The organism is Lactovum miscens (assembly GCF_014202895.1).
In the GTDB taxonomy this organism is placed as follows: Bacteria; Bacillota; Bacilli; order Lactobacillales; family Streptococcaceae; genus Lactovum; species Lactovum miscens.
The window spans coordinates 40,792-62,680 of the sequence record NZ_JACHHV010000004.1; the positions used below are offsets into that span (position 1 = coordinate 40,792).

Below are 21,889 nucleotides of genomic sequence, written 5' to 3' on the forward strand. Positions count from 1 at the left end.
ATCTAAAAAATCATTCACATATTATTAGTAATTAAGATGATATAATCAAATTGTGTAAATCTTGCTAGGTAGCTTTTGTTTGACTAACTTTACTATGAGGAGGATGTTTATGAAAATCCTATTTGCTTCAAGTGAGTGTGCTCCCTTCTTTAAGACAGGTGGTCTTGGAGATGTTACGGGTGCACTGCCAAAAGAACTAGCCAAAAAAGGAGAAGAAGTCCAAGTTGTCCTTCCACTCTTTTCTGGTATTAAAAATGAATATCGTCAGCAGCTTAAATTTGAATTTTTTGACTTTGTAGATGTTGGATGGCGTCGTCAGTTTGTTGGAGTTAACACCCTAGTCAAAGATGGCGTGAAATATATTTTCTTAGAAAATGAACAATACTTTGGTCGTGATAATTTATATGGCTACATTGATGATGGAGAGCGTTTTGCGTGGTTCCAATTGGCAATTTGCCAACTTCTTGAACGTTTTGATTGGATTCCAGACTTGGTTCATGTAAATGACTTTCACACAGCGATGATTCCTTTTCTATTGAAAGAAAAATATAACTGGATTGAAGCTTATCGTAAAATCAAAACAGTTTTGACGATTCACAACATTGAATTTCAGGGTGCCATGGATCCCAGTGCATTAGCTCTCTTTAATGTTAGTAAAAACCGCTTTGACGAAGGAGTACTTGAGCACAATAATGCATTAAATTTTTTAAAAACAGGTATCCTTTATGCAGATCGCATAACCACAGTGTCGCCAAGCTATGCAGAGGAAATTAAAACTTCAGAGTTTGGCTGTGGCCTTGATTCAATTCTTCGGTACGTTACAGATAAGGTGTCAGGTATTCTTAATGGTATTGATTATGATGTCTTTGACCCAGCCAAAGATCCGGCTTTAACGACACACTTTACAGCGAAAGATTTAAAGGGTAAGCAAGCGGCTAAGATTCATTTGCAAAGACGAATGAATCTGCCAGTGGATCCAGGTGTACCAATGATTGGTATGGTTTCTCGTTTAACAAATCAAAAAGGTTTTAACTTGGTTCTCTCTGAGATGGAGGAGATTCTCTCACAAGATGTCCAAATTGTATTAATTGGTACTGGAAACAGTGAATTGGAAAATGGCTTCCGTTATTATGCAGAAAAGTATCCAAATAACTTCCGAGCAAATATAGTCTTTGATTTGAATTTGGCTCAAGAGATCTATGCTGGATCGGATTTCTTCTTAATGCCTTCAGCCTTTGAGCCATGTGGACTCAGCCAAATGATTTCGATGCGTTATGGTACGTTACCAATCGTTCACGAAATTGGGGGATTGAAGGATACTGTAATACCTTATAATCCGATTACAAAAGATGGTACAGGCTTTGGCTTCATTGATTTCAATGGTAGGGTTTTGCTAGATTTAGTGTATCGTGCGATTGATCTTTATTGGAAAGATCCAGCAACTATTGAAAAGATGCGTCGGCATGCTATGTTAATCGATTTTTCTTGGAAAACAAAGGCAGATAACTACTTAGAACTTTATAAGTCAATTTGATTATAGAGTAGCTTGAGTTTTATTACTAATTGAATTAAATAATAGGAAAAGAAATTATGGAATTGACAAAGCAACAATTTACTGAGGATTTGAGAAAATCTCTCACTCAAAACTTTGCTAAAACAACAAAAAATGCCAATGACCAGGAAATTTATATGTCTCTTGCTCGTGTGATTAAGGGATATTATTCTAAAATTTGGCTTGAAGACAATGAGTACAAAGATAAGACAGCAGCCAAACAGACTTATTATTTCTCTATTGAATTTATGCCAGGAAGAATGTTGAAATCCAATCTTTTGAATCTTGGACTTTTGCAAACAGTACGCGATGCATTAGCTGATATAGGGTCAGATTTAGATAAAATTTCTGAAAACGAGCAAGACATGGCGATTGGCAATGGTGGGTTGGGCCGTTTGGCGAGTTGCTTTATGGATTCACTTGCCTCAACTGGACTTCCTGGTAACGGAAATGGTATTCGCTATAAATATGGGCTCTTCAAACAAAGAATTATTGATGGCTATCAGGTTGAACTCCCAGATGTTTGGTTGACTAACGGAAATCCATGGGAAGTTCGACGTTCGGACAAAGCTGTAGAAGTAAAGTTTGGTGGAAATGTTTGGATGGAAGAAATAGGACATGGTCGTTACACTCCACATTTTGAAAACCAAGAAACAATACTTGCTGTCCCATATGATACTGCTATGGTAGGTTATGAGAATAAAACCGTAAATAATCTTTGCCTCTGGCGTGCGGAATTACCTGAAGGAAGTGAGGTAATACATCCATCACTTGATTATATGCAAGATGTGGATACTTTATCTGCTGTCCTCTACCCAGATGATTCGAATTATTCTGGCCGTTTACTCCGCCTTAAGCAAGAATATTTCTTTGTTTCAGCTGGCTTACAACGTATTGTTAATCACTATTTGAACCTTGGGCTCCCACTTCCACGAATTCCTGAACATGTAGCAGTTCACATCAATGATACCCACCCGGCTCTTTGTATACCAGAATTTATGCGTATCCTTATTGATGAACACGAAATGAGCTGGGAATCAGCTTGGCAATTAACTGTTAAGACAATGTCATATACGAACCATACCATTATGGCTGAAGCTATGGAGAAGTGGTCAGAAGAAATGATGAAATCACTTCTTCCGAGAATTTATCAAATTATTGTTGAAATAGATAATCGCTTTGCTAAGGAATACATACCTAAGGTTGGACCTTCTCTCGTGCATAATACACGTATCGTTAAAGACGGTAAAGTACACATGGCTAATCTCTCAATCATCGGTTCACATTCAACAAATGGCGTTGCAAAGATTCACTCAGATTTGCTTAAAGATGTTGTGCTTCATGACTTTTATATTATCTTCCCAGAACGTTTTAACAATAAAACTAATGGTATTGCTGAGCGAAGATGGATTCAGATTGCCAATGAAGAATTATCTGGTCTAATAGATGAGACGATTGGCAAGTCATGGCGTAAAGATTTAAATGATCTGACAGTTTTGAAAGCCTTCCAAGATAATGACGAAATTCTTAACAAATTTGAAGCAGTAAAATTCCATGATAAAGAACGCTTAGCCAAGCTTATTCTTGAAAAGAATGGGATAACGGTTAATCCAAATGCAATCTTTGATGTTCAAGTAAAACGTCTCCACGCCTACAAACGTCAGCTTTTGAATCTTCTTCATATTATGAAGCTTTACTTTGATATAAAGGATGGAAATGCTGAAAACATGGTTCCTCGTGTTTTCATCTTCGGAGCAAAGGCAGCTCCTTCCTACCAATATGCCAAGGCTATCATCAAAGCTATTAATGAAGTTGCAAATATGATTAATAGCGATACAGATGTTGAGGATAAACTTAAGGTTGTTTTTCTTGAAAATTACAATGTTTCATTAGCTGAACAAATCATTCCTTCAGCGAATGTGGGGGAACAGATTTCACTTGCATCTACTGAAGCATCGGGAACTTCAAATATGAAATTTATGCTTAATGGTGCTCTAACAATCGGGACACTTGATGGCGCCAATATCGAGATTAAGGATGCTGTTGGGGATGAGAATATCTTTATATTCGGTATGAATAAGGATGATGTTCTTGAGTATTACACAAATGGTCGCTACCAATCTACTGAGATTTATAATTCAAATCCAATATTAAAGCGTATTCTTAATGCCTTTGTGGATGGCAGTATACCAAATATTGAGAATGAAGGTCGCGAGATCTTTGATTCAATGACCGTTTATAATGATGAATATTTTGTTCTCCGTGACTTCGATTCTTATGTTGAAACACAAAAACGCCTTGAAGATTACTATCGTGATCGTCATGCATGGAACAAATCTTGCTTGCTCAATATTGCAAATGCTGCGCGGTTTAGTTCTGATAGAACTGTTCGTGAATATGCTGAGCAGATCTGGCAAATTAATCCTAGATAACTTTATGAATAACATAATAGATGCATATTTATGCTGAAATAGAATTTTATGTTCCTTGTAGTATATTTATGTTTCGTGGTTAACAGGGAAGGTTTTTTTAGGTCCTATTTCAAAATAATTAAGCTTGAATTATTATATCCCTTTTTAAATGTCTTATAGCTGAAATACTTTTTCCAGCTTAGGACAAATGGGTAATTTCTGATTCATATTCTCCTCAAAATAATTTCAATTTTATTTAGCATTTTATCGTATATTTTCAAGAAAATAGCATTAAAAAATTCATTTTTATGAATCATTTATTGTGACTTAACTTTTTTAATGGTATTAACTTTTTTGATTTTTTCATATACATGTATATGTATAAAGCATCATTTAAAAAAATGAAGATAAGTTTGACCAACCCCAAGAAATTGAGCGAAAAGTCTTTAAACAATAAATAAATTACACGAAAGCTGGTATAATTAGACCACATGTATAGTTATAATCCTTGGAAAATATTCCATAAAGAACCTTTCGGTGCGGTTCGAAATAACCAGCTGATGAGAATTCGTTTTGTTGCGGATGGAGATGTTTCAGTAAAGATGGTGATTCACCGTGACTTCGGAACACCTCATGAGTTTGAAATGCTTAGAATTGATGAGCGGACTTTTGAAACTGTTGTAACTTTTGACCATGGGCACGCCCTCTACTTCTATCACTTTGAGATAGTTGAACAGTCAGACTGGGGAGGACGCCGACTCTATTATTCGTCGTCTTTGCTTGGTGGTGAAGGTTATCTGGTTGAAGATGCTGGCCTGATTCGCCCCTTTCAGGTTACTGTTTTTGATGGTGAAGATGAGACTCCAGACTGGTACAAAAACTCTATCTTTTATCAAATTTTCCCTGATCGTTTTTTTAATGGAAACTTAGATAGTCATATCAATGCACCAAAGGCAAATAGTTTTTTATATGCTCAAGAGAGTGATGACCCCTTCTATATTAAAGATATCAAAACGGGCGAAATTGCGCGCTGGGACTTTTATGGTGGAAACATCAAAGGAATTATTGCTAAAATTCCATATCTAAAAGAGCTTGGAGTTAATGCTCTTTATTTAAATCCAATATTTTTGTCAAAATCCAACCATAGGTATGATACGTTAGATTATATGCGTATTGATCCTGTGCTTGGGACTGAAGCTGATTTTCAAAAGTTAGTTGATAAGCTTCATGAAAATGGTATGCACATTATCCTTGATGGTGTCTTTAGTCATGTAGGTGATGATTCAGAGTATTTCAATCGTTTTGGTACTTTTGGTAAAGAGTTAGGAGCGGCTCAAAGTAAAGAGAGTCCTTATTATGAGTGGTTCAAATTTATAAACTGGCCAGAAGATTACAAAACTTGGTGGGGATTTAAAAATATGCCTGAGGTAGATAAAAATAGTCCAAGTTTTCAACAATTTATCTATGGAGGTAAGGAATCTGTACTGAGCAAATGGAATGAATTTGGAATAGATGGGTGGCGTATAGATGTTGCTGATGAGCTTCCTGATTCATTTATTCGTGGAATAAGAAAGAACCTAACTGACACAGATGGTCAGAAGGTTTTAATTGGTGAGGTCTGGGAAGATGCTTCAAACAAACTTGCATATAATCAACGACGTAACTATATTTTAGGTGAAGCCTTACAGGGTGTAATGAATTATCCTTTGCGCGATTTGATAATTAACTATGTACTTAGAAATATCTCAGCAGAGGAAGTTGCTAGCCAATTAATGACACTACGAGAGAACTATCCAAAGTCTATATTCTATGGGAATTTAAACAATATTGGAAGTCATGATACTGAGCGAATTCTCACGATGGTTGGAGAGAAGAGCATGGATATTGCAATTGGTATGATGTTTGTAATGCCAGGTGTTCCTACTATCTATTATGGGGATGAGGCGGGAATGACTGGTAACAAGGATCCTGAAAACCGTAAATTTTTTCCTTGGAATGATATTCATGAACCATTTTATACCTTGTACCACTATTGGGCACATGAACGTTTAGAAAATGAGGCACTCAAGACTGGTGATTTCAACGTTGGTTTCGTTGGTAACTGTTTAGCAATACTCCGTTGTAGTGAGCATTCATCATCTATTTATATTGCAAATCCAAATGAAAGCTCAGTCACAATTAACCCTGTAGATATAATTTTTTTAAGAGATCATAACTTATATGAAGATCTCTCTCTCATAGGAGTAATTGAAATAGCTTCCAAGTTCAGTTGTTTAAAAAGATTCTAATTTAAGAAAAATCCTTTGGCTACTCTGGAGCCAAGGGATTTTTCTTACGTTATTGAATGTCAGTTACCATTTCCGGAACTAGTACTAGTTCCATTTTGGCTACTAGAAGTATTGGAATTAGTAGAAGAGCCTTGTCCGTTGCTCGTCGTTGAAGAATTTAAACTAGAACTTGACGATGAAGAACTTGAAGAGCTTGAAGAACTTGATGAAGACGATGGAGGTGTTGCACCAGCTAAGTAAAGTTCTGAGCCATAACGATTTACACCGGAAGGCATTGTCCAGTCAGAGCTAGTTGCAGGGTTAGCATAGAAATAAGACATCATCGCAGTATAGACTTCACTTGGAACAAGAATATCTTGAACTGGATAAAGCTTGTCTGAATAACCAGTCCAGACTGCGATTGAGTAATCTTTAGTATAGCCCACAAAAGTTTCATCTGGAACTTCGTTAGTACTAGAAGCTTTTAGTTGTGCAATTTGTTCATCAGAATAATTTGAAGTACCAGTCTTACCTGCTTGATGAAGCCCTAGTTGACTCAGACGATTTGGTGGGAAGCTTGAGCCATTTGTACCATAAGGAATAACACCTTTTAACATATCTGTAATCATGTAAGCAGTTGTTTCTTTCATAACACGACTGGTAGAAGGAGTTAGGTCTTTAGAAACTCCATCTGAGTAGACAATTTTTGAAACATAATATGGCTTAGTGTAATACCCCCCATTTGCAAATGCTGCATAAGCAGCAGCTTGTTTCTCTGAACTTGTACCCCATTGGTTCCCGGATTTGTCTGCGCTGCTTGAGATCGCATTTGAGTAGTGCTCAGCTGGGTAGTTAATGCCAACTTTAGATAGAAAGGCTGATGAAGCATCAAGTCCAACCGTTGCAAGAGCTTTAACGGCAGGTATATTACGAGATTGCCAAAGGGCGACACGCATTGTGACATTGCCCATATATCGATTATCCCAGTCGTTGACAGCTACAGTAGGTTGGCCAGGTACAGCAGGATAATTATAGGGGCTATCATCAAAGACTTGCGCAGTTGATTTGAAGGTTCCGTTATCAATACCTGGTGCATAGTCTGTCATTGGCTTCATTGATGAACCCCAGTCGCGATCTGTATTGACGGCTGGATTATTTCCAAGTACTGAATCAGTTGATTGATTACGTCCACCAAGCTGGGCAATTACCGCTCCTGTTTTTGGATCAACGATTGTTGCAGCCACTTGCTGCCCATCAGGGTAGTTCACACCAGTACCATTGAAAACGTTATAAAGCTGATTTTGAGCATCTGAATTCATTGTTGTATAGATCTTCATTGGGGTGGTTGAAGGATCTTGATGAGTATCTGCTTGAACTTGTAGAAGAACTTGAGTGATAAAATTGTTATATTGTAAGGGAATGGAACTTGTTGTTGACAAGGGTTGAAGGCCATCAGTAATTGGTGTTTTTATGGCTGTTTCTTCAGCAGTCTTTGTGATCTTCCCATATTTGTACATTGCTTCTAAAACTAGATCCCGTCGCGTCTTCGCATAGCCTTGTGTCGCAGAATTATAAGGGTCATATTGAGCAGGAGCCTGAGGAATACCAGCTAATAGAGCTATTTGAGGTAAAGTTAACTGAGTCAAAGGCTTTCCGTAGAAGTTCTGGGCAGCAGTTTGCATACCATAATAGCTGTTGGACATATAAACTTTATTGACATAAAGTGTAAGAATTTCTGCCTTAGAAAGCTTTTTCTCTAATTCAATTGACATCCAAGCTTCTTGGGCCTTCCGCTTAATTGTACGGTCAGATGCGCTGGTTGTGAAGAATGAAAGTTTGATCAATTCTTGTGTGAGGGTTGATCCACCTTGAGTGGTGTCACTTGAAGCATTGTGTAAGACTGAACCTAAAATTCGAATTGGATCAACACCACGATGGTCAAAGAAACGGTGATCCTCTATAGAAGTAATAGCATCAACCAGAGTCATTGGAATTTGATCACTTGTTATATTTACACGTTTTTCGACACCAAGCTGAGCCATCACATTCCCATTTGAGTCATAAATAACAGTGTTATTTGGAGATTGTAATTGATTCATGTTGAGCTTTGGAGCAGTTGATGCATATGAAACAAAAAGAAGAGCTCCAAAAATAAATCCCACAATACCAAGTGTCAAAATTGGAATAAGTACCCATTTTATAATGCGTCCAACACGAAACTTTTTTTTGGGTCGGGAAGACTTGTTTTTGATTGTTTTATTCGCAAGAGATTTATTTGACACATTACGTTTCTCAGCTATTTAGACCACCACCTATCTGATTTCTTATAATTTCAATGTATGGAATTCGTGGAATTTGTTGATTGGGAAGAAGAAAACCATACTTTTGGATAAAATCAAGGGGCATAGATTTTAGTCCTTTATTTTCTTCATAAAATTCAACCATTTTTGAAGCAGGCAAATAATAAGTTTCAAGCCTACTAGAAAAATGAAGAAGAATGAAGGCAACGCCCTCTTGCTTGAGGACTGCTTTCATGTGTTCAATTTGATGATGGTGAAAATTTTTTAGAGGGAAGGATTGTTTTTGATTTGTCTCTTTTGCTTCGAAATCGATATATCTACCCTTATAAACCCCAGAGTAATCGGTTGTGGAGGCCTGTCTGAAATATGCTTCAGTAATCTTTGCGCGGCTTCGAGCAGGATAGTCAACATGCACGATTTGAATAGGGGTTGGTTTTTTATGAATCACAGCTATTTCTTGACTCAGATAATACTCGTTAGTCGCATTGATATCTTCTTCAAAACTCATCCCACGTTTTGCAAAATTTGTTGGCTTTTTAGGACAACTTGGGCTATAAGTCTTAAAAGACTTTGTTTTTTGACCATTTGGATAATTTATCATATTTTAGATTAAACCTTCATAATTATAACATAATTGCTAATAAATCATTGTGAATATAAGCGAGGCATACATTGAGGGGCTACACTCTTTTCAAATTGATAAAAAAAATCAGTCTTTGGGCTGATATTTTATTGACAAGCCTTTGTTAGAATAAGAATGTAAATAAAGAAGCCCTTTTGAGCAGGAGGGGTACTAAGGAGACAAAATAATGGCTGATAAAAAAGAAAGAATCTTGGACCTTATGCGTAAAGGTATTATTACAAATGATGAGGCAATTGAGCTGCTTGAAAAAGCAGATATAAGTTCTGAAGATATCAAGTCTGAGGAAAATAAAAATTTTGATAAAGAAGGTTTTGAAAGTCACAAGCAGGACACTGGTGAATCCATTAAGAACACCTTCAATCAGGCAGCTGATAAAATTGTTGAAGCTTTCAAAGGGCTCTCAAAAACAGTTGATGATAATGTTGATTTTTCAAATGGCTGGCCAAAAGTAAAAACTCAAGATAAAACTGTTGAATTTGATATTGCTGAAAGTTTTCACTCAGTTAGGCTTGATGTGAAGGCAGGAAAAGTTGTAATTTCTTCTGGAGATAATGCTCATATTAAGGTGGATTACAAAGTCTTTGGGCCAACAAGTGATTTTGAAGCTTACATTTCTGAAAATACCAAAGTTGAAGTTTTGGATGAAGTCTTGAATATTTTTGCAAATGGCCGAGTTGCCGCTGATGTCAATCTTTATCTTCCTAGAAAAGAATATGAAGAACTTAAGTTTGTGTTATTGAATGGAAAAGTAGATATTGATAATCTGACAGCTAAGGACATTGTTGTCTCAAGCAAGAATGGTGAACTACTTTTGAATAATACAACATCTGAAAAATTATCTCTTGATCTAATCAACGGAGATATAAAGTTTGATGGAAGCTTTGTCGAGGCATCAGCAGGATTAACGAATGGTTCAGTACGCATCACACAACGTGATCGCCGTGCAAAAAGTTTGAATGTCAAAAATATTAATGGAGATATTAAACTATCAGTTCCTGAAACACTTGCTTTGACAGGACGTGTAAAAACTGTTTTTGGTGGTTATAAGACTCGATTACGTCTTGACCAACCTTTTGAGTCAGGAAAAAATGGGGCTACAGTTGTGCGCAGTGGCTCAGACAATTTGACATTTGATATGGAAATTAAGTCAGGTACAATTTGGTTAAAGGATGGTGAATAAATCACATGAAGAAGAGGCTAACAAAATCAAATGACAACCGTTGGTTCTCAGGCGTTATTGGTGGTATTGGTGAATACTTTGGCTTAGATGATCAGATTATTAATATCATACGAATTATCTATATAGCCTTAGTAGTGATGGGGGTTGGCTCACCAATTCTCCTCTATATTGTACTCGCAGTAATTATGCCAAGGGATTACAGTGGTCAAAAAGATTACCAACGTTCGTCACATGAGAAAACTTGGGAAACTCACTCAAGTTACTATGAGCCAAGAGGACATCACTTTGGTTCAACAGGTCGAAAGATCAAAGAAGCAGAAGCTGTAAAGGATGAAAAAGACGACTGGTCAGACTTCTAAGTATATAACAAAAGGCGCTTGATAAAGTGCCTTTTGTTATAATACCTTTATCAAGAAATAAGCTATAATATATTTTATTTCGTACAATGCTCCCTTTTATTATTATAATCTTAAAAGGATTCAGATCAGATAGATTGTTTGATAAACTTGAATAACAAAATGGAACTATGAGGAAAAAGGTCTAAAAATGTATTTTTATATCCCAAAACAGGCATTAGGGTATACCTCTAAATGCCAATTTTTACTCTAAAACACAAAAGAATAACACGCTTCACTCTTGATATGTTAGAATTCTGTTATGATAAAGAATTATGGATTGAATAGTGAGCATAAGCTTGTAGTGGTAGAGGAATTTAGGGATTTTTCATTTGTTTTCCAGTCAAGCAGGGGAGAAATAGGTGTAATTTCAAAAAAATTTGATTTTCCTTTTGATTATTTGGGAGGGATACTTGATGATTATGAGAATGCTCGTTTCGAATCTGATAAAAATGGTAATACGCTCCTATTACTTCAATTTGCTGCATCAGTTGAAAACGGTGAAGTTCAAACTTTTCCTTTTGCTCTTGTTACTACGGCAGCAGATAAAGTTATTTTTTCTCTCAATCATGAAGTTCATCTAAATGATGAGGTAGTACAACGTTCTTATAATCCCAAAAAATTTAAACATGAAATCGCCCATCAGATTATTTCTGTAATGACAAAAGATTTTGCTAATTACTTAGCTAACTTTAAAAAACGTCGTGCAGTGATTGAAAAAAGCATTTCAAAATCAACTCAGAATGATCAACTTCTGGAGATGATTCGTATGCAAGCTAGTCTAGTTTATATTCAGGAGGCATTGGATAATAATCTTCAAGTTTTAAAAAAATATATTGATGTGTTGAAGGAACAAGGTGATGATGGTTTTGCCGAAAGTGTTTTTGACCTGTACATTGATACTGAACAGGCAAAAAAAGAGGCCCGTATGCAAGCGAGGCTGATTGAAAATTTACGTGATTTATTTTCAAACATTGTTGCTAATAATCTAAACATTGTGATGAAAATTATGACTTCAGCAACTTTTGTTCTTGGTATTCCAGCCGTAGTTTTTGGATTTTATGGAATTAATGTTCCAATTCCTGGTCAGAGTTTTTCTTGGATTGTTTGGATAATAATTGGTATGACTTTGATTGTTTGTGGAGTTGTTTCTTGGGTATTACGAAAAAAAGATATGATGTAAGCAGAAAATTTGTTTATAAAATATAGATATATTTATAAAAAAAAAGAGAAGCTTGGTTTTAGCTTCTCTCTTTTATTTTAATGCCAAATTGGTAATTGGATAATCATTTGTCCGACGGTCATTCCAATCATGATTACGAACATGATAATAACTACAACCTTTACAACTGTCATAAAGGGACTTTTTTTCTTTTTATACTTAGCCATATGTAGGGTATTATACACTATTTTCTTACTAATTCAAGATTAATTACGAACAATTAAAGCGTCGCAAGGTGCACGGCTAATAATATATTGAGCAACAGAACCAATGAAGATACGCTCAACATATGAGAGACCAGTTGCACCAAGCACAATAAGATCAGCTTCCTCTTCTTTTGGGAGTGTTTGCCCTATCATAACCTTTGGTGAACCAAATTCTACGCGTGTCTTAATTTTTGTCACACCAGCAACTTTAGCATCTTCGGCAAAATCGTTAATTAAGTTTTCCGCACCTCGTTGTGTGTCATCTGCTAAGACAGAGCTACCGTAAGAGGCAAGTGATTGATAGGCGCGTAAATCAATAACGTTTACAAGAATCAACTCTGCATCGTTACGCAAAGCGATAGCCACAGCCTTGTCAAAAGCTTTAGTAGATTCAACAGAGCCGTCAATACCGACTAGGATTTTATGATAATTGTCAATCATTTTGAAATACCTCCTACTTTCTTAACCTAATTTTAACACTAATACCTGAAAAGTACATTATTATTGTGCGACATAAATGTAAATTTTTCGAAAATATAGAAATATATGAAAGAAAATACTTGAAATAAATCGAAAAACTTTATGAAAACAAAAAAATATAAAAGTTGTGAGCTTTGATATTGAAATTGTAGGTTTTATCGTCTACACTAAGAGTAAGATGAAAGGAGAAAAAATGTTCGATTTCATTATCATTGGTAGTGGTCCTGGGGGGCTTGCGCTTGCTTATAAATTGAAAGCCCGAAATTACAAAGTAGCTGTGGTTGAAAAGGATAAATGGGGTGGTACTTGTCCAAATTACGGTTGTGATCCAACAAAAGTCATGATGGCAGTAGTTGAGGCCAAGCAACATGCAGACCAGCTTTTTGGTGAAGGCTTAAGTGGAGGCTTAAAAATTGATTGGGAATCTATGAGGCAACGTAAATTAGAAATCACAGACCCTTATGCCGAAAGAACATTTAATGGATTGATAAAATCAGGCATAGAATGTATTTATGGCAAGGCAAAGTTTACCAGTTCGGAAGAGCTTGTTGTAGACGGAAGGGTCTATTCGGCAAGGAAATACATTATTGCCACAGGTTCACGTGCTCGCCATCTAAGTATTGAAGGCGCAGAGTATTTGAACGACAGTAATCATTTTTTGAATCTTGAACATCTTCCCCAAAATATTACCTTTTTAGGGACTGGTCCCGTAGGGCTTGAATTGGCTCAGTTGGCCAAGGGAGCTGGGGCTCATGTGACTATTATTGCACAGTCCAATTTAAAGATCGCCCACTTTGACAAGGAGATTGGTGAAGCTTACTTGGAAAATTTGAAATCCCTTGGGATTGAATTTAAAAGTCAAATATTAATTAGTAAAGTTGAAAAAACTTCAAAAGGTTTAATTCTTACAGGAAACAATGGCTTTACACTGGAAACTGACTTCGTTGTAGAAGGAGTTGGCAGAGTTCCAAATATTGATTTGCTTAACCTCGATGTACTTGGAGTGGAGACAAGTTCTTCAGGGGTGATTGTTGACGAATTTTTGCAAAGTTCAAATCCTAATATCTATGCCCTAGGTGACGTGGTTGCCAAATCTGTTCCTCATTTGACACCAGTCTCCGAATTTGAAGGAAATTATTTAGGCGATAACTTAGAAATGGAAAATCCAAAAATGATTAATTATCCTGTGATTCCGTCAGTGGTTTATGGTTCTACCAAAATGGCAGAAGTCGGGATCTTAGAGGGAAAAAATATCAAAGTGAAGTTCTTTGACACAAGTTCTTGGTATAGTTATCGTCGAATTGCTGATCCTGTTGCAAAGGTAAAAGTAGCAATAAATGATCAAAAAGAACTAGTTGGTGCTTCGATTATTAGTAATGTGGCAGATGAACTTGTCAATCTCATTACGATCTTGATTCAAAAAAAGGTTTCTTTAGAACAGCTTGATCAGATGATTTTAGCTTATCCTACAATTGCTAGCGATCTGAATTATTTCTTTTGAAGTAATGACCAATAAAATTAGTCAAAATATTGGTAGATTTTTAAAACTATTAAAATACATAGATATCTCTTCAATAGATCCTTAAATTCCTTTCAAAACGTAGGCTGAAGAAATTCCGCTATAAAATTTTAAGATGATTGATTTATAGTATAACTTTAAGACTAGGTATTCAATTATAAAGTAGTTTACTTGAATACCTAAGTTAAGGTCATTTAAGCTTGTAAAAAGCAATGAAAAATTATACTTGGTTAATAGTTAATATATTCAAAAAAGGAAGTAAAAATTGCAATCATATTTTTATAGATACCTCTGCGACACCAATAATTCCAGACATTACTGGAATTATTAAAAGTAAGAATATAGTAATCAACAAAGAAATCATGGAATTAACTAAGCTTCCAAAGCATTTTGTGATCTTAGAAGCAGATGCCGTTGGATTAGGATTCTATCAGCAGTTAGTAAGCAGATTTACATTAATCAGCAATTCAGATAGACTTCTGGAGCAAGAAGACGATGGTATTTCGTTGGCGGATATATCAAAGTTAACAAGGCTCATAAGCCATTGCTGAAAAGATTTGAGCAATAAAGGATATTGAGGCGGAGATCAATTTTATTACTTGTCTACTGATGATTTTAATATTTTGAAAAACCAATTTTATGGCGATAGAAGTCATAAACTCAGTGATCGTCTCTTCCCTATGGTATAGTATCTTTATTGAATCTACTTTATCAAGAATTAGTTTAAATAAAAAACAAGCTAAATCGCTAGAAATTACATATAATTTATTTAAAGTGAAAGCAGAAGAAATTGTAAAAGCTAGAATTACCAATGAAGACGGAGTCTTATAAGTTTTAACTGATCCAAATGGTAGTAAAATTCTGGGCTATACTTTATCATGAAGATTCACATAAGGTTATCAATCTCATATTTTTAGCAACGAAGGCACACATGCCATATAACTTTTTGAGAAAACAAATATATAACCATCCAACTATGAGTGAGGACCATAATACCTTACTTGCGCAGCCCATTAACAGTAAGGAGTAAAAGTGATAGAATTCAAAAATGTTTCAAAGGCATACGCACAGAAGAAAATTCTTGATCATGCTAATTTTAAGATTGAAAGTCGGGACTTTTTTGTTTTAGTTGGTCCAAGTGGCTCTGGCAAAACAACAACGCTCAAAATGATCAATCAGCTCATTAGTCAGACGGAAGGACAAATCTTAATTGATGGTCAAGATACTAAGACGGTTGACTTACGTCAACTTCGTCTCTCAATCGGGTATGTCCTCCAACAGATTGCCCTTTTCCCTAATCTCACAGTAGCAGAAAATATTGAATTAATTCCGGAAATGAAGGGCTGGGACAAGAAAAAACGCCAAGCTCGCAGCCGTGAACTAATGGAATTGGTTGGTCTAGATCCAGAAGTTTATGCTCAGCGAATTCCCATTGAATTATCAGGCGGTGAGCAACAACGTGTAGGAATTTTGCGGGCTATTGCTTCAGAACCTAATATTGTACTAATGGATGAACCCTTTTCAGCGCTTGATCCAATTTCCCGTCGTCAACTTCAGATATTTATCAAAGATTTGCAAAAAAAATTACAGTTAACGATTGTCTTTGTGACGCATGATCTAAATGAAGCCTTGCTTCTAGCTGATTGTGTTGCGATTATGAATGATGGTCTCATTCAGCAGATTGATAAGCCGAGCGAAATTTTCCATCATCCGGCCAATAAATTTGTAGCACATTTTTTCCAAGAATATCATCAAGATTTAAGCCAATCACAAGTATCAGATTTACACCTAACCGAACAAACTTCAGATTATTCATTGAAAGAAGTTTCGGCTGATCTTTCAATTTCAGATTTGATCAATGAGTTAGCACAGGAAAAAGTGATCCGCTTTGGAAATTATATAATCACATCTGATGATATCGTTAGATTTTTAGCAGGAGCTAGTGCAGTATGAACCAATTAATTTCAACTTTTCAGCGTCAGCAAGGGCAATTCTGGCAAGCTCTTTTGCAACATATTCAGATTTCTTTAATCTCAATCTTTATTGCGATTCTGATTGCGATTCCCTTGGCTTTACTTCTGCGTCGTTATCCTAAAATTGCTGAAGTAATTTTACAAATTACTGGGATTTTACAAACGATTCCAAGTTTGGCACTACTGGGCTTACTCATTCCCTTTATCGGTATTGGGAGCCTCCCTGCTATTGTTGCTTTAGTTGTTTATGCTATCTTTCCGATTCTTCAAACAACATATACTGGGCTCAATCAGATAGATCCGTCGCTGACCGAAGCTGCCACAGCGTTTGGTATGACGCGTCGTGAGCGATTAATGAAATTTGAACTGGCTTTAGCCATGCCGTTTATAATGGCAGGTATCCGTACTGCCACAGTTATGGTTATTGGTACAGCCACTCTAGCTGCTTTGATTGGTGCAGGTGGTTTAGGTAATTTCATTCTCCTCGGCATTAACTCTAACGATGTCAATTTAATCTTGATTGGTGCCATTTCGTCAGCCCTTCTTGCGGTGATTTTCTCAGCTGCCTTAAAATTCTTGGAAAGAGCAAAAATTCGTTTTATTATCATTTCCTTCTTTCTGGGACTAGTCTTACTTGGAGGTTCTTATTATCAGCCTCAAACGACCAAGCATCCTCAAATTACCATAGGTGGTAAACTTGGTGCAGAACCTTCTATCCTTATAAATATGTACAAGGATTTGATCGAGAAGAATAGCAATATTCGTGTTAATTTAAAGTCAAACTTTGGCGATACAACCTTCCTGTACAATGCCTTGAAGTCAAATAAAATAGATATCTATCCTGAGTATACAGGCACAATTACTTCTACTTTTTTGAAGAACACAACAAAATCTACAGATCCTGCAGAGGTCTGGAAAGAAGCTGCTGTAGGTATTCAAAAACTTAACAACATGGTTTATCTTTCTCCAATGAAGTTTGAAGATACCTACGCTCTGGCTGTTAAGACAAATTTTGCCAAAGAAAAGAAAATTACCACAATTTCAGAATTGGCGGGTCTCTCAAATATCAATGCTGGTTTTGATCTTGAGTTTGCCAACCGTTCAGATGGATACAAGGGATTACAAAGCCTTTATGGTCTAAATATGAATGTAAAAACCATGCAGAATAGTTTGATCTATGGAGCACTTAATTCTCAGAGTGTTGATGTAGCCGAAGTTTATTCAACAGATAGTCAAATCAAACAATTTAATTTAACTGTCCTAAAAGATGACAAGGGACTTTTTCCCCCTTATCAAGCAGCTCCACTTATGAATGCGAGCTTGCTAAAAAAATATCCAGAACTTGAGAACATATTAAATAAACTAGCTGGGAAAATTAATGATTCTCAAATGGTTGAAATGAACTATGACGTGAGTGTCAAACAAGATGATCCGGCTAAAGTTGCTAAAAACTTTCTTAAAGCACAAGGTTTATACTAATTTTTAATTGGCTGAAGATTTCAAAATGATTTATGTTATTATCCTGTTAAATACTTTTTATATTTTTAGAAATTGTAAATAAAAAGGAATAATTATGACAGGTTTTTTCTCGATTTACGTGAGGGGTTGAAGCTTCAATTGTTTTGAGGGTCATTCTCACTCAACTTTACAAAAACAAATAAAAAATTCTTATGAAATTTGTTTTTTTGGTATTCTGCTCGCATTTCAAATCTGTGTCGTTGGTGGGACCATCCCCTCCCTAACACTTGGAGAAATTGAAAATAATGGCCTATTTGAGGGGTAATAATGATGTTTGTTTCTACAGACTTTATTAGTTATCTCCCTTATTTGATTCACCATAATTCAAGTGTTAGTGCGGTTGAAACTAGACTTTCAAGAAACTCAGGATGCATTACGTTAGTCTCTTCTTACTGTCTTTTGTCTTTCCTGACAGTTTTGTGGGAAGGAATGGAACTCTTTATTTTCATTATTTTTCAATTTTAAAATAGTTCATACCTTATTGCTATGGTAACTTTGTTAGGTCTTTTCTTGGCTATTTTGATTACTTACTTGATTTATCAAGGGAAATTGGAAATATGTTACAGAAGCAAAAGTCGTAAAAACTATTTGTGGCATTCTCCGTTTCTTCGCATTATTTAATTGTAATTTCAAATTGAATTTTTGAAAATCCGAACGTTGAATTAATCTTTTTTAAATTTTACTTTCTAGAAATAACTCCTGACTAATAATTCTGATAAACTAGATAAAATGTCCGGAGGAAAAAATGTTGAAGAAAAAAATTCGTTTGTGTTTACCAAAAATTAAACAAATTGATTTCATTTTTAAACATCTTTTAAATCCATTTTCACATTTTCAACTATATTTAAACCATAAAAGTTCATATCTGTTACTTCTTAAGTAATTCAGATATGGGCTTTTATTTTATGCCTTTTAGGCTAGGGAGGGATGATGCCAATCGTGAAATCAATTGTTAAGCTAAAACATTTTACAACTATTGAAAATATTTCAAATGAAGAGATATTGACCTTATTAGATCGTGCTCATGAATTTAAAGCAGGAGCCTCATGGGAGCCAAGGAAGAAGCAAATATTTACCAGTAACCTGTTTTTTGAAAATTCGACAAGAACCCATAACTCTTTCATAATTGCAGAGCGAAAATTAGGGCTAGAGGTATTGGAATTTGATGCAGTAGGGTCTAGTTTATCAAAAGGCGAAACACTTTATGACACTATTCTTACCTTGGATGCATTGGGGGTGGACGTCTGTGTGATTCGACATAGTCAGGATCAATATTATGATGAACTGATTCAATCACCAAATCTACATTTAGCAATTGTTAATGGAGGAGATGGCTCAGGTCAACATCCTTCACAATGCCTGCTTGATCTAATGACGATTCAGGAAGAATTTGGAACTTTTGAAGGGCTCAAGATTTTAATTGTTGGAGATATTGACCACTCAAGAGTTGCGCGAAGTAATGCCCAAATGTTAACAAGGTTGGGTGCTAAAGTATATTTCTCTGGTCCAGAAGAATGGTATTCCGAAGAAGAATTTTCTGAATTTGGACCGCACATGCAAATTGATAATTTGCTAGGTGAAATGGATGTGGTGATGCTTTTGCGAGTACAACATGAGCGTCATACAGAAGATGAGGGTTTTATCAAAGAAAACTATCATCAAACGTTTGGACTTACCCTTGAAAGAGCAAAAAGGATGAAATCTGGAGCCATAATCATGCATCCAGCGCCAGTTAATCGAGATGTGGAACTAGCCGACCAACTTGTAGAAGGATCTCAATCGAGGATTGTAAAACAGATGCAAAATGGTGTCTATGCCCGAATGGCTATCCTTGAAGCGGTGTTATAAGCATGAAATTTATTATAAAAAATGCTCGAATAATTGATAAAGAAAACAAACTTATTCAGGTTGATTTTCTTTTAGAGTCTGGGAAAATTAAAGCAATTGGATCTGATCTTTCAGAAATCTATGGGTCAGTTGAAAAGATTTATGATGCTAAAAACGCACTGGTAATTCCTGGCTTAGTTGACTTACATGTTCATTTACGTGAACCAGGCTTTGAATATAAAGAAACAATTGAAACAGGAAGTCTAGCTGCTGCACATGGAGGCTATACGACAATTTGCGCCATGCCAAACCTAAATCCTGTTCCAAGTAAGCCTGATAGAGTAAAAGCAATCTACGAGAAAATCAAAGAACATGCAAAAGTAAAAGTACTGCAATATGCAACTATAACTGATGAATTGCGCACGGGAGATTTAGTCGACTTTGAGGGTTTAATAAAAGCAGGAGCTTTTGCCTTTTCTAACGATGGGGCTGCTATTCAATCAGCTTCTACAATGTATCAAGCAATGCTAGAAGCAGCCAGACTAGGTAAAGCAATTGTCGCACATGTTGAAGAAGAAAGTCTAATGAATGGTGGTGTTATGCGTTTAGGTAAACGCAGCCATGAATTAGGAATTCCAGGAATGCCTTCAATTGTTGAAAGCTCACAATTAGCGCGTGACTTGGTCTTAGCTCAAGCAACTGGTGTGCATTATCACGTTTGCCATGTTTCAACAAAAGAAAGTTTACGCTTGATTCGTGATGCAAAGAAAGCTGGTGTGCATGTGACGGCCGAAGTCTGTCCTCATCATCTAATTTTATCTGATGAGGATATTATAGAAGATAACGCCATATGGAAGATGAACCCACCTCTTCCAAGCAAGTCGGATCGGGCTGCACTTGTAGAAGGATTACTAGATGGCACGATTGATTTAATTTCCACCGATCATGCCCCACACTCAAAAGCTGAAAAAGAAGGATCTTTCGTTGAGGGATCTTTTGGAATAGTTGGCAGCGAAACAGCTTTTTCACTCATTTATACAGAGTTTGTGAAAAAAGGAATTTTCACATTAGAACAAGTGGTTCGCTGGATGAGTTTGAATCCAGCTAGCTTGTTCAATCTAAAGGTGGGTAATTTACAAATTGGAAGTCCAGCTGACCTTGCAGTTTTTGATATTGACAATGATTATGAAATAGATGCAAGAGACTTTGAGTCTAAGGGCACTAACAGTCCCTTCATTGGTTGGAAGGTTAAAGGAAAAACATTAATGACTTTTGTAGAAGGAAAACTTGTTTGGTATGAAAAGGAATAAAGCAGTATGAAAAGATATTTGATTTTAGAAGATGGAAGTATTTTTGAAGGTAATAGCTTTGGAGCAACAACAGATGCTACAGGTGAACTGGTCTTTTCAACTGGAATGACAGGCTATCAGGAATCAATCACTGATCAAAGCTATAATGGCCAACTCTTGATCTTTACTTACCCACTTATTGGAAATTATGGGATCAATCGAGATGACAACGAGTCACTGATGCCAACGACAAAGGCAGTTATTGTAAAGGAGGTGGCTCGACGGCCAAGTAATTGGCGTAATGAAATGAGTCTCGATGACTTCTTGAAGTCGAAGAATATTCCTGCTATTTCAGGAATTGATACACGTGCTCTTACACGTAAGATACGTAAAGAAGGTACCATGAGAGCAAGTTTGATTTCTGAAATTGATGACCTTGATGAAGAAATAGAGGGGTTAAAAACTTTAGATTTACCAACTAATCAAGTTGAACAAGTTTCTACCTTGAAAGCTTATCCTTCACCAGGTAAAGGACGTAAAGTTATTGTGGTGGATTTTGGACTAAAACATTCAATATTACGTGAACTTTCAAATCGTAACTGTGATTTGATTGTACTCCCCTATAACATTGAAGCAAAAACAATTCTAGATTTTCATCCAGATGGTGTAGTTTTATCTAATGGCCCAGGCGATCCTAAAGATGTCCCTGAGGCCATTGAAATGATTCGTAATATTCAAGGGAAAGTCCCAATCTTTGGAATCTGTCTCGGTCATCAACTTTTCAGCCTCGCCAATGGTGCAGATACCTATAAGATGAAGTTTGGTCACCGTGGCTTTAACCATGCGGTGCGTGATCTTTCAAGTGGAAAAATCCAGTTTACCTCACAAAATCACGGTTTTGCAGTTAATCAAGCAACTTGTGATCCTGAACGTTTAATCGTGACACACGTTGAGATCAATGATGGTTCAGTCGAAGGCGTTCGCCATGCAAAGTTTGCTGCATTTTCTGTTCAATTCCATCCAGATTCAGCACCAGGACCACATGATGCTGTGGGATTATTTGATAATTTTATGACACTCATGGACGATTTTAAGAAAGGAAAATAA

The 21,889-nt window shown here is 36.1% G+C and carries 17 protein-coding genes; 13 read left to right on the forward strand and 4 right to left on the reverse strand.

Annotated features, from left to right (window positions below; translation table 11 throughout):
• The first annotated feature begins 109 nt into the window (after positions 1-109).
• The 3 genes from glgA (at position 110) to HNQ37_RS01835 (ending at position 6,251) form a co-directional block, all read left to right on the forward strand.
• Positions 110-1,534: a glycogen synthase GlgA gene (glgA, locus tag HNQ37_RS01825; protein WP_183538755.1), complete on the forward strand. Its 1,425-nt coding sequence runs from the start codon at positions 110-112 to the stop codon at positions 1,532-1,534.
• 56 nt (positions 1,535-1,590) lie between these two features.
• Complete coding sequence (locus tag HNQ37_RS01830; RefSeq protein ID WP_183538757.1) at positions 1,591-3,984, forward strand: glycogen/starch/alpha-glucan phosphorylase; 2,394 nt, start codon at positions 1,591-1,593, stop codon at positions 3,982-3,984.
• 470 nt (positions 3,985-4,454) lie between these two features.
• On the forward strand, positions 4,455-6,251 hold the full coding sequence (locus HNQ37_RS01835; protein WP_183538759.1) for a glycoside hydrolase family 13 protein: 1,797 nt from the start codon (positions 4,455-4,457) through the stop codon (positions 6,249-6,251).
• A gap of 59 nt (positions 6,252-6,310) precedes the next feature.
• Here the strand turns inward: HNQ37_RS01835 and HNQ37_RS01840 are convergent, their stop codons facing one another.
• Both HNQ37_RS01840 and recU read right to left on the reverse strand, forming a co-directional pair.
• A complete protein-coding gene (locus HNQ37_RS01840; RefSeq protein ID WP_343066563.1) occupies positions 6,311-8,512 on the reverse strand; it encodes a transglycosylase domain-containing protein in 2,202 nt (733 codons plus the stop codon).
• Positions 8,513-8,522: 10 nt separating this feature from the next.
• Positions 8,523-9,131 carry a Holliday junction resolvase RecU gene (recU, locus tag HNQ37_RS01845; protein ID WP_183538761.1) on the reverse strand — a complete coding sequence of 203 codons (609 nt, stop codon included), beginning with the start codon at positions 9,129-9,131 and terminating at the stop codon, positions 8,523-8,525.
• Between the two features lie 208 nt (positions 9,132-9,339).
• On the opposite strand from recU, the gene HNQ37_RS01850 reads away from it, so the two are divergent.
• From HNQ37_RS01850 to HNQ37_RS01860, 3 genes are all read left to right on the forward strand, one after another.
• Positions 9,340-10,353 carry a DUF4097 family beta strand repeat-containing protein gene (locus tag HNQ37_RS01850; protein WP_183538763.1) on the forward strand — a complete coding sequence of 338 codons (1,014 nt, stop codon included), beginning with the start codon at positions 9,340-9,342 and terminating at the stop codon, positions 10,351-10,353.
• A 5-nt stretch (positions 10,354-10,358) separates the two neighbouring features.
• Positions 10,359-10,712 (forward strand): PspC domain-containing protein, encoded by a 354-nt coding sequence (locus HNQ37_RS01855; protein WP_183538765.1) that lies wholly within the window; start codon positions 10,359-10,361, stop codon positions 10,710-10,712.
• Positions 10,713-11,010: 298 nt separating this feature from the next.
• On the forward strand, positions 11,011-11,931 hold the full coding sequence (locus HNQ37_RS01860) for a magnesium transporter CorA family protein (RefSeq protein ID WP_183538766.1): 921 nt from the start codon (positions 11,011-11,013) through the stop codon (positions 11,929-11,931).
• A 77-nt stretch (positions 11,932-12,008) separates the two neighbouring features.
• On the opposite strand, the gene HNQ37_RS01865 is transcribed toward HNQ37_RS01860, so the two are convergent.
• Complete coding sequence (locus HNQ37_RS01865) at positions 12,009-12,137, reverse strand: DUF4044 domain-containing protein (RefSeq protein WP_183538768.1); 129 nt, start codon at positions 12,135-12,137, stop codon at positions 12,009-12,011.
• A 39-nt stretch (positions 12,138-12,176) separates the two neighbouring features.
• Positions 12,177-12,617 (reverse strand): universal stress protein, encoded by a 441-nt coding sequence (locus HNQ37_RS01870; protein WP_183538770.1) that lies wholly within the window; start codon positions 12,615-12,617, stop codon positions 12,177-12,179.
• A 232-nt stretch (positions 12,618-12,849) separates the two neighbouring features.
• Here HNQ37_RS01870 and HNQ37_RS01875 point away from each other — a divergent pair, with 232 nt between their 5' ends.
• The 7 genes from HNQ37_RS01875 to HNQ37_RS01905 all read left to right on the forward strand — a co-directional run bounded on the left by HNQ37_RS01875 (position 12,850) and on the right by HNQ37_RS01905 (position 21,889).
• Complete coding sequence (locus HNQ37_RS01875; protein WP_183538772.1) at positions 12,850-14,157, forward strand: dihydrolipoyl dehydrogenase family protein; 1,308 nt, start codon at positions 12,850-12,852, stop codon at positions 14,155-14,157.
• 230 nt (positions 14,158-14,387) lie between these two features.
• Positions 14,388-14,726: a hypothetical protein gene (locus HNQ37_RS01880; protein ID WP_183538774.1), complete on the forward strand. Its 339-nt coding sequence runs from the start codon at positions 14,388-14,390 to the stop codon at positions 14,724-14,726.
• Positions 14,727-15,207: 481 nt separating this feature from the next.
• Positions 15,208-16,128, forward strand: a complete 921-nt coding sequence (locus tag HNQ37_RS01885) for an ATP-binding cassette domain-containing protein (RefSeq protein ID WP_183538776.1) — start codon at positions 15,208-15,210, stop codon at positions 16,126-16,128.
• Positions 16,125-17,627, forward strand: coding sequence for an ABC transporter permease/substrate-binding protein (locus HNQ37_RS01890; protein ID WP_183538778.1), 1,503 nt, complete (start codon positions 16,125-16,127; stop codon positions 17,625-17,627). Before HNQ37_RS01885 ends, HNQ37_RS01890 begins: the two co-directional genes overlap by 4 nt.
• A 969-nt stretch (positions 17,628-18,596) precedes the next feature.
• On the forward strand, positions 18,597-19,514 hold the full coding sequence (locus HNQ37_RS01895) for an aspartate carbamoyltransferase catalytic subunit (RefSeq protein WP_183538780.1): 918 nt from the start codon (positions 18,597-18,599) through the stop codon (positions 19,512-19,514).
• A gap of 2 nt (positions 19,515-19,516) precedes the next feature.
• Positions 19,517-20,803: a dihydroorotase gene (locus HNQ37_RS01900; protein ID WP_183538782.1), complete on the forward strand. Its 1,287-nt coding sequence runs from the start codon at positions 19,517-19,519 to the stop codon at positions 20,801-20,803.
• A gap of 6 nt (positions 20,804-20,809) precedes the next feature.
• Positions 20,810-21,889, forward strand: a complete 1,080-nt coding sequence (locus HNQ37_RS01905) for a carbamoyl phosphate synthase small subunit (protein ID WP_183538784.1) — start codon at positions 20,810-20,812, stop codon at positions 21,887-21,889.